At 34.2% G+C, this 14,309-nt stretch carries 15 protein-coding genes; 10 read left to right on the forward strand and 5 right to left on the reverse strand.

Features of this window, described 5'->3' with window-relative positions:
- The first annotated feature begins 12 nt into the window (after positions 1–12).
- The 10 genes from RM706_RS09540 (at position 13) to RM706_RS09585 (ending at position 9,995) form a co-directional block, all read left to right on the forward strand.
- Complete coding sequence (locus RM706_RS09540) at positions 13–339, forward strand: DNA-directed RNA polymerase subunit omega (RefSeq protein ID WP_311350832.1); 327 nt, start codon at positions 13–15, stop codon at positions 337–339.
- Positions 340–1,548, forward strand: coding sequence for a bifunctional phosphopantothenoylcysteine decarboxylase/phosphopantothenate--cysteine ligase CoaBC (coaBC, locus tag RM706_RS09545; RefSeq protein WP_311350833.1), 1,209 nt, complete (start codon positions 340–342; stop codon positions 1,546–1,548).
- On the forward strand, positions 1,541–2,434 hold the full coding sequence (porD, locus tag RM706_RS09550; protein ID WP_311350834.1) for a type IX secretion system protein PorD: 894 nt from the start codon (positions 1,541–1,543) through the stop codon (positions 2,432–2,434). Before coaBC ends, porD begins: the two co-directional genes overlap by 8 nt.
- 47 nt (positions 2,435–2,481) lie before the next feature.
- Positions 2,482–4,134, forward strand: a complete 1,653-nt coding sequence (gene recN / locus RM706_RS09555; RefSeq protein ID WP_311350835.1) for a DNA repair protein RecN — start codon at positions 2,482–2,484, stop codon at positions 4,132–4,134.
- Positions 4,135–4,186: 52 nt separating this feature from the next.
- Positions 4,187–4,999, forward strand: coding sequence for an enoyl-ACP reductase FabI (locus RM706_RS09560; RefSeq protein WP_311350836.1), 813 nt, complete (start codon positions 4,187–4,189; stop codon positions 4,997–4,999).
- A gap of 57 nt (positions 5,000–5,056) precedes the next feature.
- Complete coding sequence (locus RM706_RS09565; RefSeq protein ID WP_311350837.1) at positions 5,057–6,067, forward strand: glycosyltransferase family 2 protein; 1,011 nt, start codon at positions 5,057–5,059, stop codon at positions 6,065–6,067.
- 47 nt (positions 6,068–6,114) lie between these two features.
- Positions 6,115–7,023: a CdaR family protein gene (locus RM706_RS09570; RefSeq protein WP_311350838.1), complete on the forward strand. Its 909-nt coding sequence runs from the start codon at positions 6,115–6,117 to the stop codon at positions 7,021–7,023.
- On the forward strand, positions 7,020–7,613 hold the full coding sequence (gene coaE, locus RM706_RS09575) for a dephospho-CoA kinase (RefSeq protein ID WP_311350839.1): 594 nt from the start codon (positions 7,020–7,022) through the stop codon (positions 7,611–7,613). Before RM706_RS09570 ends, coaE begins: the two co-directional genes overlap by 4 nt.
- A gap of 72 nt (positions 7,614–7,685) precedes the next feature.
- Positions 7,686–9,266, forward strand: a complete 1,581-nt coding sequence (locus RM706_RS09580) for a sensor histidine kinase (RefSeq protein ID WP_311350840.1) — start codon at positions 7,686–7,688, stop codon at positions 9,264–9,266.
- Positions 9,267–9,272: 6 nt separating this feature from the next.
- Positions 9,273–9,995, forward strand: coding sequence for a response regulator transcription factor (locus RM706_RS09585; RefSeq protein WP_311350841.1), 723 nt, complete (start codon positions 9,273–9,275; stop codon positions 9,993–9,995).
- A 105-nt stretch (positions 9,996–10,100) separates the two neighbouring features.
- On the opposite strand, the gene RM706_RS09590 is transcribed toward RM706_RS09585, so the two are convergent.
- The 5 genes from RM706_RS09590 to RM706_RS09610 are packed head-to-tail and all read right to left on the reverse strand — an operon-like array spanning position 10,101 to position 14,301.
- On the reverse strand, positions 10,101–10,589 hold the full coding sequence (locus RM706_RS09590; RefSeq protein ID WP_311350842.1) for a gluconokinase: 489 nt from the start codon (positions 10,587–10,589) through the stop codon (positions 10,101–10,103).
- Positions 10,582–11,502, reverse strand: coding sequence for a tRNA (adenosine(37)-N6)-dimethylallyltransferase MiaA (miaA, locus tag RM706_RS09595; RefSeq protein WP_311350843.1), 921 nt, complete (start codon positions 11,500–11,502; stop codon positions 10,582–10,584). Before miaA ends, RM706_RS09590 begins: the two co-directional genes overlap by 8 nt.
- A complete protein-coding gene (locus tag RM706_RS09600; protein ID WP_311350844.1) occupies positions 11,502–12,341 on the reverse strand; it encodes an ion transporter in 840 nt (279 codons plus the stop codon). The genes miaA and RM706_RS09600 overlap by 1 nt, the downstream gene beginning before the upstream one ends.
- Positions 12,338–13,624, reverse strand: coding sequence for an exonuclease domain-containing protein (locus tag RM706_RS09605; RefSeq protein WP_311350845.1), 1,287 nt, complete (start codon positions 13,622–13,624; stop codon positions 12,338–12,340). The genes RM706_RS09600 and RM706_RS09605 overlap by 4 nt, the downstream gene beginning before the upstream one ends.
- 17 nt (positions 13,625–13,641) lie before the next feature.
- Entirely contained in the window at positions 13,642–14,301 is a 660-nt protein-coding gene (locus RM706_RS09610; RefSeq protein ID WP_311350846.1) for a YggS family pyridoxal phosphate-dependent enzyme, read from the reverse strand.
- Positions 14,302–14,309 lie beyond the last annotated feature (8 nt).

The following is a 14,309-nucleotide window of genomic DNA, read 5'->3' on the forward strand; positions in this document are numbered from 1 at the left end:
TAATCTACGAATATGAATGATTTAAAGAATACAAAAGCTTCCGTTTCAACAGTTACTCACAATAAAAATGAGTTTGATGAAAAGACGGACAATATTTATGAGGCAATTTCTATAGCATCAAAAAGAGCTATTCAAATCAATTCTGAAATCAAAAAAGAATTGTTGGAAAAACTAGAAGAGTTTGCTACATATAGTGATAGCTTAGAAGAGGTTTTTGAAAACAAAGAACAAATTGAAGTTTCTAAGTTTTATGAAAAACTTCCAAAGCCCCATGCACTTGCGGTACATGAGTGGTTGGAAGATAAAATTTATTATAGAAATACAGAGAAAGACGATTAAATGCTTAGCGGAAAAAATATCCTTTTGGCGATTACAGGGGGTATTGCTGCATATAAAACAAGCTTTCTTGTTCGTTTACTTATAAAAGCTGGTGCCGAGGTCAAAATAGTAATGACTCAAAGTGCCAGCTCTTTTATTACCCCACTAACACTTTCTACACTATCAAAGAATCCGGTTTTGATGGATTTTGTGAATGAAGAAGACGGAAGCATTTCTTGGAATAATCATGTTGATTTAGGTTTTTGGGCAGACATAATGCTTATCGCTCCAGCAACAGCGAATACGCTGTCTAAAATGGCCAACGGTACTTGCGATAATCTTTTGTTGGCGACCTACCTTTCCGCTAAATGTAAAGTGTATTTCGCTCCGGCGATGGATTTGGATATGTACAAGCACCCTTCCACTAAAAACTCTTTTGAAAAATTAGAAGCCTTTGGTAATATTATGATTCCCGCTGAATCAGGAGAACTGGCAAGTGGTTTGAATGGAGAGGGCAGAATGGCAGAACCAGAGAATATTGTAACGTTTCTTGAAAATCATCTAAAAACAGGACTTCCTCTTTTAGAAAAGAAAGTCATGATAACGGCCGGTCCAACCCATGAGGCCATTGATCCCGTTCGTTTTTTAGGGAATAGGTCTACTGGTGCAATGGGTTTTGAATTGGCAAAAAGTGCAGCTAGTTTGGGTGCTAAAGTTGTTTTAATTTCTGGACCGACTAGCTTATCCGTCAGTCATGGTGGAATTGAATTAATTCGTGTGACAAGCGCACAAGAAATGTTTGATGTAGCACATAAGCATTTTCCTTTAATGGATTACATAGTATGCGCAGCGGCAGTTGCAGACTATCGACCTAGAGTCGTAGCTGAGCAAAAGATCAAGAAAAAGATAGAAGATGGTTTTTCTTTGCAGTTGGAGCGTACTAAAGATATTCTGAAATCAATGGGAGAATTGAAGAAAAACCAGTTTTTAGTTGGTTTTGCTTTAGAGACGGAAAACGAGTTGGAGAATGCCAAAATCAAGTTGAAAAAAAAGAATCTAGATGCCATTGTTTTAAATTCTTTACAAGATACCGGTGCTGGTTTTGGTGGTAGTACCAATAAAGTCACTTTTATAGATAAGAATTTGAATGTAAAAGCGTTTGATTTAAAGACAAAGCCTGAGGTCGCATTAGACATTTGGCAAGAAATTATCTCACATAGCAATGCATAAGCTTTTTACGGTTTTCTTTTTAGTTCTGTTTTCGTTTGCAGCAAGCTCGCAAGAATTAAATGCTGTTATTACTGTAAATTCTGACCAAGTAGGGCAGACCAACCAACAAATATTCAAGACTTTAGAACGTTCATTAAATGATTTTGTTAATAAGAACAAATGGACAAATCGTGTTTATAAAGAAAATGAGCGTTTAAATGCTAGAATGTTCATAACTATTACTCAGTATGAATCAGACCGTTTTCAAGCCAATATTCAATTGCAATCTTCAAGACCGGTTTTTAATACTACCTATGAAACACCTGTTTTCAATTATAAAGACAACGCATTTGATTTTCAATATCAAGAATTTGAGCCTTTAGTATATAATCCAAATTCTTTTGATTCAAATTTGGTGGGTGTAATATCTTATTATGTCTATGTAATGCTTGGTCTTGACGCTGATACATTTACTTTAAAAGGCGGCGATGATTACTACAGAATTGCTCAAAATATTGTCACTCAAGCGCAAGGAACAAATTTTGGTGGCTGGAGCCAATCAGCTACAGAAAATAGAACCCGTTTTGATATTGTTGACGATTTACTCTCAAACACTTTTCGAGAGTATCGTATAGCCATGTATAATTATCACCGAAAAGGAATGGATATACTAGGTGATAATAATAGTACGGGTAAACAGGTGATTGCAGGTAGTATTCGACTATTTGAAACTCTTATTAAGAGACGTCCAAATGCGTTTTTGATTCAAACATTCTTTGACGCCAAGTCAGAAGAAATCCAGAATATCTTTTCTGATGGCCCTAAGGTCGATATTGTCAAACTGAAAGAAAGTTTGAATAGGGTTGCCCCTTTTTACTCCAGCACTTGGAATGATATAAAGTATTGATTTTTTATACTCATATCACATATCTTTGCTATTCAAAATAATTAGCATTGCTTACCCATCTTTCAATAAAAAATTATGCACTTATTGATGAACTAAAAGTTTCATTTAATAAAGGTTTTACTACAATTACAGGTGAAACAGGTGCTGGTAAATCCATTCTTCTAGGCGGACTTTCTCTAGTTTTAGGAAAAAGGGCTGATTTATCTTCTCTTAAAAACAAAGAAGAAAAGTGTATAATTGAGGCGGAGTTTTCCATTTCGAATTATGGGCTAAAACCTTATTTTTCGGATAATGATTTGGATTATGAAAGTTTGACGATACTACGAAGAGAAATTTTACCTAGTGGTAAATCTAGAGCTTTTATTAATGATACTCCGGTTACTCTTGATATATTATCCGGTCTAGGTGAGCAGTTGGTCGATATCCATTCACAACATCAAACTCTAAAACTAACTGAAAATGATTTTCAATTTAGGGTAATAGATGCGTTAGCGGAAAACAAAAGTTTACTACATAAATATACTTCAGGTTTAAATGACTTAAAAGAGCTAGAAAGAGAACTTCTTCAACTTCAAGAATTTCAAGCGAATGCAACAAAAGAGTTAGATTATAATAGTTTTTTACTTCAAGAATTGAAAGCAGCTCCTTTAGGAGACAATATCCATTCAATATTGGAACAAGAGTATGAACAACTTTCTAATGTAGAAAATATTATGGATTTGTTATCACAAGCCAATCAGGCGTTGAGTGATGAACAAGTTGGTTTGTTGAATAGTGCTTCAATCTTACAGCAGTCTGCTCAAAGATTGAGTGGGTACGGTAATCAATATCTTTCTTTAAATGAGCGTGTACAATCAATTGCTATTGAATTAACAGATATAGCATCAGAATTAGAAAAATTAGAGGATGATGTCGAGGCGAATCCAAATCGTTTAGAAGAAGTCAATGGGCAATTACAATTATTACATAGCTTGTTTAAAAAACATCAAGTCAACTCCGTTCAAGATTTAAAAGAATTAAAAGATTCCTTGACTGAAAGAGTTGATGCTTCGATTAATATAAATTCTAAAATTAAAGATAAAGAAGCTTCTATTGATACTATTAAATTGAGATTAGATAAGCAGGCTCTAGAAATCGGAAAAAAAAGAAATTTGATTGTGCCAAAGCTTAAGAACATGTTGGAGCAAAACCTTAATGATTTGGGTATGTCTTCTGCAAGTTTTAAAATTGAAATAAATCCTATAGAGAATTTTAATTCTAATGGTAAAGATGACCTAGCCTTTTTATTTTCGGCAAACAAGGGTTCTGATTATGGTGAACTTAAGAAAGTAGCTTCAGGTGGTGAACTTTCTCGGATTATGCTTACCATAAAATCAATTTTGGCCAACTATGAGCAATTACCTACTTTAATGTTTGATGAAATTGATACTGGGGTTTCTGGAGAAATATCCTCTAAAATGGGCGATATCATGAAAAAAATGGGAAGTTCAATGCAAGTTTTTTCTATTACCCATTTGCCACAAGTTGCCTCTAAGGGCGAAGAACAATTTAAAGTATTCAAAGAAGAGTTTGGAGTATCCACTAGAACTGATATGCGCAAGTTAACAGATGATGAAAGAATAAGTGAACTTGCCGAGATGCTGGGTGGTAAAACGCTATCTGAATCGGCATTGGCGCATGCAAGACAGTTATTACAATGATATGGGTCACTATTTTTAAATATCTTTGTGGCTTAAAATAACATAATAATAAATGGCTTATAATCTATTAAAAGGTAAGAGGGGAATCATTTTTGGAGCATTAGACCCAAATTCCATTGCATGGAAAACTGCTGAACGGGTTCATGAAGAAGGAGGGACGTTTGTTTTGACCAATGCACCTATCGCTATGCGAATGGGTCAGATTAATGCACTTGCAGAGAAAACAGACTCAGAAATTATTCCTGCTGATGCTACAAGTGAAGAAGATTTGGCAAATTTGGTAGCTAAATCTACAGAGATTCTTGGGGGTAAATTAGATTTTGTACTTCATTCAATAGGAATGTCCGTTAACGTTAGAAAAGGTCGCGCGTATACTGATGAAAAATATGATTTCACAACTAAAGGATGGGACGTGTCTGCTTTATCTTTTCATAAAGTAATGCAATCACTTTACAAGGCAGACGCCATGAACGAATGGGGAAGTATTGTAGCCTTGACCTATATGGCCGCACAACGTACTTTTCCTGATTATAATGATATGGCCGATAACAAAGCCTATTTAGAGTCAGTTGCACGTAGTTTTGGGTATTTCTTTGGAAAAGAGAAAAAAGTTAGGGTAAATACTATTTCACAATCACCCACCCCAACTACCGCTGGTCAAGGCGTAAAAGGTTTTGACGGCTTTATTTCATATGCTGAAAAGATGTCTCCCTTAGGAAATGCTACTGCTTCAGATTGCGCGGACTACACGGTTTCTTTATTTTCTGATTTGACTAAGAAAGTCACCATGCAGAATTTGTTTCATGACGGAGGTTTCTCAAATACCGGTGTAAGTCAAGAGGTAATTGATGAGTTTACCGAATAAGACTTTGATAAAATATTCGAAGCCATCCTTTTTAGGGTGGCTTTCGTATTTATAGCCATGGCCAAATTGTTTTTTTCATTTGTTATTCCTGTTTTCAATAGACCTGATGAGGTTGAAGAGTTACTGAACAGTCTTTCTCTACAAGAATTTGATGGACCTTTTGAAATAGTATTGGTTGAAGATGGTTCTGCGGAAAGTGCCAAAAGAGTGGTTGAATCTTTTAAAGACAAACTTCAAATTAGTTATTATTTTAAAGAAAATACTGGTCCCGGTCACTCACGCAATTATGGGATGGAGCGTGCCCAGGGTAACTATTATATTATTCTCGATTCTGATTGTATTATTCCACCTCAGTATTTGGCAGAAGTTGAAAAAGAGCTAAATGGTAATTTTGTGCATTGCTACGGAGGGCCCGATGCTGCTCATGAATCCTTCTCCGATTTGCAAAAGGCAATTAATTACGCAATGACATCTTTTTTCACAACAGGCGGAATTAGAGGAGGTAAAAAAGCGGTCAATAAATTTCAACCAAGAAGTTTTAATCTCGGAATGTCAAAAGAAGCTTTTGAGGCTACAAATGGATTTGGCAACATTCATCCAGGAGAAGATCCTGATTTAACTTTTCGTATTTGGAATGAAGGATACAAAACTAGATTATTCCCTAAGGCGTTTGTGTATCATAAGCGACGCATTGATTGGAAAAAGTTTTACAGACAAGTGAATAAGTTTGGTTCAGTCCGTCCAATTTTAAATAAGTGGCACCCATCTTCTAAAAAGATTACCTATTGGTTTCCTTCCGTTTTCTCAATTGGTTTTTTGCTCAGTATAATCATGATATTTTTTGGCTATCCACAACTCACACTTTGTTATGCTGCTTATTTTGTTTTGCTTTTTTTTGATTCCTTAATTAAGAATAAAAGTTTAAAAATTGCTTTTCTTTCATTACGTGCGGTTTGTATCCAATTTATGGGTTACGGCATAGGTTTCTTTAAGTCAACCATCTTGCTTAACTTTAACAGTAAATCAGCAGAAGAGCTTTTTCCAGAATTGTTCTTTTCAAAAAAATAGTGTTGTTCAAAAAATTGATAACAAACCTGAATCAAAGAAAAGTAAAAGTGTTCCTACTATTTTTACTTTCTTCCTTTTTGGCTTGGTCAATCAGTAAACTATCAGAATCATACGAATCAAGAGCGGATTTTGAAATTACTTTTTTTAATTTTCCTGACTCATTACTCTTAAACACTACAGAAAAACGTTTTATCAAAACTAAATTACGTGCAAGCGGATTTAAATTTTTTAGCTATGGTATAAGCCCTAAAAAACTCAAACTAGATTTAAGTAATGTAACCTTACGGGAAGGACGATATTATTTGGCTTCTAATACCATGAAACCGCAATTTGAAAAACAATTGTCTAATAATGTTTCTATAATTGAGCTCGAAGAGGATAGGTTGTATGTAGATTTGTACGAAGTAGTACAAAAAGAAGTTCCTGTTGAAGCGAATATTTCATTAGAACTGTCGCAAAACCATCTGCTTGACGGAGAGTTAAACATAGATCCTAAAAGTGTTATTTTAAAAGGTCCTTCACGTGAGGTTGAGAATATTACTAAAATAAAAACGAAGCAATTAACTTTCAATAACCTTTCTGAGGATTTCTCAGACAAGGTTGAGCTTGTAAAACCTAATGAATTAATTAATAGTCAAATATCGATTAATACAGTTGTGGTATCTGGAAAAGTGGTTCGTTTTTCCGAGAAAAAATACACGGTTTCTATTAAATCAATCAATCTACCAGAAGAATACCGGATAAGAATGTTTCCTAATAAAGTATCATTGGTTTGTAAAGCTGGGGTTGATGTTTTAAAGAATATTAAGGATAATGATTTTGAAGTCATTGTAGACTGCGCTAATATTGACCAATCCAATAACAAGTTACCCCTTCAATTGTCTAGAACTCCTCAAAAAATATATGCGGTACAATTATTGAAAGATCAAATTGAATTTGTTTTAGAAAAAATATGATGCTCATTGGTCTTACAGGTGGTATAGGTAGCGGAAAAAGCACTGTTGCTAAAATGTTTAAATCTCTTGGAGTACCAGTATATGATTCTGACAGTGAGGCCAAAACGTTAATGGTCGAATCAAAACCGTTACGAAAAGCAATTATCGGACTTTTAGGAGAAGAAGCTTATTTAGATAAAAAGTTAAACAAAAGCTTTATTTCAAGTCAAGTTTTCAAAAAACCAGATTTACTTCAAAAATTAAACGAAATAGTGCACCCAGCAGTGAAAAATCATTTTTTAAAATGGTCTGAAAATCAAAATTTTGAATATGTAATTCAAGAAACAGCGTTAGTTTTTGAGAACAAGGCTCAAGACAATTACGATAGTATAATTTTAGTTACTGCCCCCAAAGGCCAACGAATACAGCGTGTAATTGATAGAGATGCCAGTACTGAGAAAGAGGTTTTGGAGCGAATGGCCAATCAATTAGATGACAATAAGAAAGTAAGCTTATCAAATTATGTAATCGAAAACCTAGATTTAGATGCTACTTGGAAATTGGTTTGTCAGATTCACAAAAAGCTCTTAAACAAAGGCGTTGAGCTCTAACATTTTAACATTTTTGTTAAGGTTTGGTTAAACGGTAAATAGACTAAATGTTAAATTTCTAATTTTACTTTAATGAACAAGAAGCGGTTTGTACTTCTAGTCATTTTGATGAGCCTTTCGCTTATCGGTATCATATCTGTTCAAGTGTATTGGATACAGAAATCGGTAGACGATAAGAAAGAGCAATTTTCAAATGCGGTTGAAGATGTTTTAGATAAAGTTGCCGAAAGAATAGAGAGTAGAGAACGTAAAGATTATTCAGATCGTTTAGCTGCTTTAGTTGATAGCGTTGGACAACCAAAATCTTCGCAAATCAGCAATATATTTTTTGTTGACCGCGATTTAAATTCTGATGAAATAAAATTTTATCAGCACGGTATTTTGGAGGAAGATTATGGTATTCCTTCAATGTTCTTTGACAATGATAGTGGAGATGATTCTACTACAATTAAAAATTTTACTAGTAAGCGTACGACCTCGGTTTTCAAAGAAGATTATGGATTGGACGGCAAACGATATGCGTTGACTCCAATTCAGAAGATTGAAAAAATTGGGGGTCTTTCTGCAATGGAAAAGGCGCAGTTTGATGACTTGTTTATGGAGATGGCAAAACAGAATCCTGTGCATAAAAGGGTTTCTAAACAAGAGTTAGAATTATTGTTAAGTCGCGAACTGCAAAATAGAGGTATTGATATTGATTTTGAATATGGCCTTTATAGTCGTGGTTTTCCTACTAAGGTTAAATCAAAGCGGTTCAAATTTGCAAATAATACCTTATATGAAACCCCGATTTTTAGGGATAGTGAAGGAAAGACAGATTTTTCGTTATTGATTTCATTTCCTAGGAAGAAGAAATTTTTATTGAGTAGTATTATGACCATGGCAATTTTGTCTTTGTTGTTTACATTGGTAATTGTAGTGGCTTATTCAAGTGCTATTTATCAATTGATACAGCAAAAACAAATATCAGAGATTAAATCAGATTTCATTAATAATATGACCCATGAATTTAAAACCCCAATTGCTACGATCAATCTAGCGGTTGAGGCAATTAGAAATCCGAAGTCAATTGAAGACAAGGATAAGGTTTTGCGGTATTTGGGAATGATTAGAGATGAAAACAAGCGAATGCATGCTCAAGTTGAGAATGTATTGCGGATTTCTAAGTTAGAGAAAAATCAACTGGACATTAGTAAGGATAGAGTTGATGCCCACGACATTATTAGTGATGCAGTTACTCATGTTGAACTTATCGTTCAAGATAGAGGTGGGTATATAAATACAAATTTAGATGCTTCAAGGTCAGAGGTATTGGCCAACGAAATGCATTTTATTAATGTGGTCGTTAATATTTTGGATAATGCCGTAAAATATTCACCCGATGTACCAAAGATTGATGTTTTTACTGAACTGGCTAAAAACTATATAATTATCAAAGTTCAAGATCAAGGTGCTGGAATGAGTAAGGCCGTATTAAAGAAGGTATTTGAAAAATTTTATCGCGAGCATACCGGTAATATACATAATGTGAAAGGGCATGGTTTAGGTTTGGCCTATGTTAAAAAAATAGTAGATGATCACCAAGGCGAGGTTTATGTTGAAAGTGAAAAAGGAAAAGGAAGTACTTTTTATATAAAACTACCTTTAATTTAAAAAATTATGGAGACAGAAAACAAGAAAATATTATTAGTGGAAGATGATCCCAATTTTGGGATTGTATTGAAAGATTATTTGCAAATGAATGATTTTGATGTTGTTCTTGCGAAGAATGGTATGGAAGGTTTTGAAAAATTTAAGAAAGACAACTACGATGTTTGTATTCTTGATGTGATGATGCCTTATAAAGATGGATTTACTTTGGCTAAAGAGATTCGGGAGAAGAACGAAAATGTTCCTATAATATTTTTGACGGCTAAAACCATGAAAGAAGATGTTTTGAAAGGATATAAGGCAGGTGCAGATGACTATTTGAATAAACCATTTGATTCAGAAGTACTTTTGATGAAACTCAAAGCATTGATGCAACGAAAGGCATCAAATACTCTTGCAGATAGTAAACAATTTGAATTTAAGATTGGCAACTTCCATTTAAATTCAAAACTACGTTTCTTGAAATATATGGAAGAAGAACCTGTTAAGCTTTCTCCAAAAGAAAATGAACTTTTGCGTTTATTGGCTTTACATGAAAATGATTTGATGCCCAGAGAGTTGGCTTTGACCAAAATCTGGAGAGATGACAATTACTTTACTTCAAGAAGTATGGACGTGTATATTGCCAAGCTTAGAAAATATTTAAAGCGCGATGATGTTGTTGAAATATTAAATATTCATGGTGAAGGTTTTAGATTGGTCGTTAAAACTGAAGGAGAAGCTCCTGTTTAAAAAACATTGGTATATTAAGCAGTAAAAACGCTTCAGATTATTCTGAGGCGTTTTTTATAGCTAAATCTATGTGTTTGAAACTAATTGTAATTTGTTGCATTTCAATTACTTTAATTGATTTTGAATTGCTGCTATAATTTCATCAGGTGATAATTCAATAGATACCTCCATAGCATTTTTAGGTTCTTCAAGGGCATCAAATTGTGATTGAAGTAATGCTGATGTCATATAATGTCCTTTTCTATTCTCCAAACGTGTTTTTACATCTTCAAAAGTACCCTTCAGGTAAATAAAGACCATTTGTTCTTCAATTTCGTCTCTTAAAATATCGCGATACTTCTCTTTTAATGCAGAACAAGCGATGATAGCTCCACTTAAAAGGTGTTTCTTACTTAGATTGTTCAGACTTTGTAACCAGCCTGCTCTGTCCTTATCATTAAGAGGTCTACCCGAAGTCATTTTTTCAATATTTGCTTTTGGATGAAAATCATCACCATCAAAAAATGGAAAATTATATGCTTTGCTCAAAAGTTTGCCAATAGTGGTTTTACCGGTTCCAGAAACACCCATTACAATAAAAATTGATTTATTCATATCTACTATTTACCAAGTTTTCCACTTTTGAAATAATTTCTTTGGTATCTTCTCCGAACTCCACCCAATTAATGTCATTGTTCTTACGATTCCATGTGAGTTGCCGTTTTGCAAACCTCCGAGTATTTTTTTTGATTTCTTCAATTGCAAAATCATAATCATAATTGCCATCAAAAAAAGCAAAAAGCTCTTTATAACCTACCGTTTGAAGTGCATTAAGTTCTTTATATTGATATAACTCTCTGGCCTCATTCAAGAAACCATTTTCAATCATAAAATCTACACGCTTGTTGATTCTATCATAAATGACTGTACGTTCAGCTTTTATTCCAACATAAATGGTTTTAAAATTTCTTTTCTTCTTTTTCTGATTTAGAAAAGAAGAATAGGGTTTGCCAGATGCGATACAAACTTCCAAAGCTCTGATTACTCGATGTGGATTTTCAATATCTACATTTTCATAATATTTAAGGTCTCTATTTTTCAACTCTTCTTGTAAAAAAGAAATTCCTTTTTCATTTTCAAGAGTTATCAATTCTTCCCTTATTTCTATTGGTATTTTAGGGAACTTATCTAACCCATTCACAACAGCATCCACATAAAGTCCACTTCCTCCAACCAGAATAGCAAGACTATTTTCTTTGAAAATCAAATAGAGTTTAGAAATAGCTTCTTTTTCAAAATCACCTACTGTATAAGTATCCAATATGCTTTTATGTTGAATAAAATGGTGGGGTGCCATTTGTAATTCTTCGTGAGTAGGAACAGCCGTACCGATACACATTTCTTTATAGAATTGCCTAGAATCTGCTGATAATATTTCAGTATTAAAATATGTTGCTAATTGAATGGCCAAACTGGTCTTTCCAATGGCTGTGGGTCCAATTAATGCAATAAGGGTCTTGTCTGTCATCATAACAAATCACCACAGCTATAACAGTGTTTGGCATTGTCTCTATGACCTTCTGCTGAACATGAAGGACAAGCTTGCGTATTAGTGTGCACAATACTTCGCTCCTTTTTATTGTTCTTTCCATGACGTGAAAATTCAACAGTAACGATACCTGTTGGCACTGCAATTATACCATATCCTAAAACCATAATAATAGTTGCGATAAACTGTCCTAAATCCGTTTGGGGTGCAATATCACCATAACCGACCGTGGTAAGTGTTACTATCGTCCAATAAATACTTCTGGGGATACTTGTAAAGCCTGCTTCATCACTTTCAATAAGATACATTATCGTGCCCATAATGACCGATAATATCAAAACCACATAAATAAATACTGCAATTTTTGCCCTGCTCGCTTTTAGTGCAGATTTAAGTTGTGACGCTTCTCCAAGAAACTTTACCAATTTTAAAATCCTGAATATACGAAGTAATCTAAATGCCCTAACCGCCAATAAAACTTGTGAACCGGCAAAAAGGTATGACAGGTATAAAGGAATAGTTGATACAAAATCTATAATACCATAAAAACTAAAAACGTACCTAAGAGGCTTTTTTAGACTTACAATACGCGCAATATATTCTGCTGAGAAAAAAATGGTCACAACCCATTCTAAGGTCAATAAAAGATCATGATAATTTTGGTCGACTTCTTTAACACTTTCAAGCATTACCAAAATCACGCTTAAGATGATTAGAAAAACAAGGGCAATATCAAAGAATTTTCCTAATGGAGTGTCCGCTTCATAAATAATTTCATGAAGTCGGTGCTTCCACCCTGAATGGATTTCTTCTTTCAATCAGCTAAGTTTAGTTCTAAAATTTTGATTCTGTTCTTTTTGCGTAGGTACGATTCAATAATCAATATTGAATTCAAGTCCCCTTCTATTGGAGTAATCAAAGTTTCTAAGATATGAATATTATTTAGTTGGTGGTTGAGTTCGATATAACCAAAGCCTTTGAAGATACCATTCTTAATAAGAATTACACTTTGCTCGCCTAAGGCTCTACCTTTATCTACTAAGACCATATTGCGCCTGTCAGTACTATATCTTTTGAAAACTTCGTCTATTTTGTCTTCTGACAATTCTGACAATTTCAAATCAAATTCTTCTGACAGCCTTGACAAAAAATGGTTGCTGCTTTTCAAACTATTAAAACTGCTTAATCTATTCGTTTGACCGTTGGCACGCTCTGTAGTAAACTTAAGACTATTATCTTTTTTTTGGGTCAAGTATATTCCATGGGTAAAACCTTTTTTACTTTGCCTATGGTTATATTTTGGTTTGTTTAATTTAATTTCATGGTATTCTTTTAGTAATGCTATAAGTTCACTGCCTGTTTCTTGATGAGATACCTTTTTTGTTTCCTTTTGCAATTTTCGAGCTAAATCACCCACATTCGTAAAATGCTGATTTACTCGTTTTTTGATATCCTTGGTCTTACCAATAAAAAAAATGTCACCATACTTATCGTGCAAGTAATAAACGCCAGTTTTTGATGGCAGTTGTTCAACCATGTCTAATTGACGTGTAGAGAGTTCACCTAAAGTCTCTGCTCTTATGACTGTTTTGATAATTGTTTTGTCAGCGTCTTTGATTAGTAATAATTTGAACAGTTTAAGTGTGGCTACGGCATCCCCATCTGCCCTATGTCTATCGCTAACAGCTATACCAAGGGAACGAACTAATTTTCCTAAACTATGTGATTCTGCATTAGGAATCAATTTCTGGGATAGTTCAACGGTGCAAAGTGTTTTTCGTTTAAAATCGTAGCCTAATCTCCTAAATTCTGTTCTTAAAATGCGATAGTCGAATTGGGCATTGTGTGCTACTAAGATTGCACCTTCTGTAATTTCAATAACTCTTTTGGCTACTTCATGAAATTTAGGGGCCCTCTTTAGCATATTGGCATTGATGCCTGTCAATTTCACAACAAAAGGCTGAATCTCTTTTTCTGGATTAACTAGACCAACGAACTTGTCCACCACATCATGTCCATCAAATCTGTAGATTGCAATCTCCATAATACCTTCTTCATTGTATTTGCCTCCCGTGCTCTCTATATCTAAAATGGCATACATGAACCTTGTACTGTGTTTTATGAAAATGTTCTGGCTCCAAAGATACTACTTCCAATACGCACCATAGTACTACCTTCTTCAATTGCTATTTGGTAATCTCCACTCATACCCATTGATAAAGTAGTTATATAGGATAGCTTTTTAAGTAATGTATCGAAAAGCATTTTTAAGTGCTTGAATTCTTTTCGAACTTGTTCCATGCTGCTGGTGAAGGAGGCCATGCCCATAAGCCCCACAATCTTTATGTTTTCTAAAGACTTAAATTCCTCAGAATCAATCATTCCTAAAATTTCATTTTCGTCAAATCCAAATTTAGTCTCTTCTTGAGCGATATGGACCTGTAAAAGACAACGAATGATTCGATTGTGCTTTTTTGCTTGTTTATCAATTTCTTTCAGTAGTCTATAACTATCCACGCCGTGTATCAAATCAACATACTGCGCCATATATTTGACCTTATTGCGTTGCACATGTCCAATCATATGCCATTGAATATCTTTTGGTAAAACTTCCCATTTTTGGGTCATTTCTTGAATCTTATTCTCCCCAAAAATTCGTTGCCCAGCGTCATAGGCTTCCAAAATGGCTTCATTGGGTTTTGTTTTAGATACTGCGACCAGTGTAACAGTATCTGTAACGTTTTTTTTAATGGATGTGAGATTATCAGCTATTGACATTTTTACCC

Source organism: Croceitalea rosinachiae, assembly GCF_031846445.1.
GTDB lineage: Bacteria > Bacteroidota > Bacteroidia > Flavobacteriales > Flavobacteriaceae > Croceitalea > Croceitalea rosinachiae.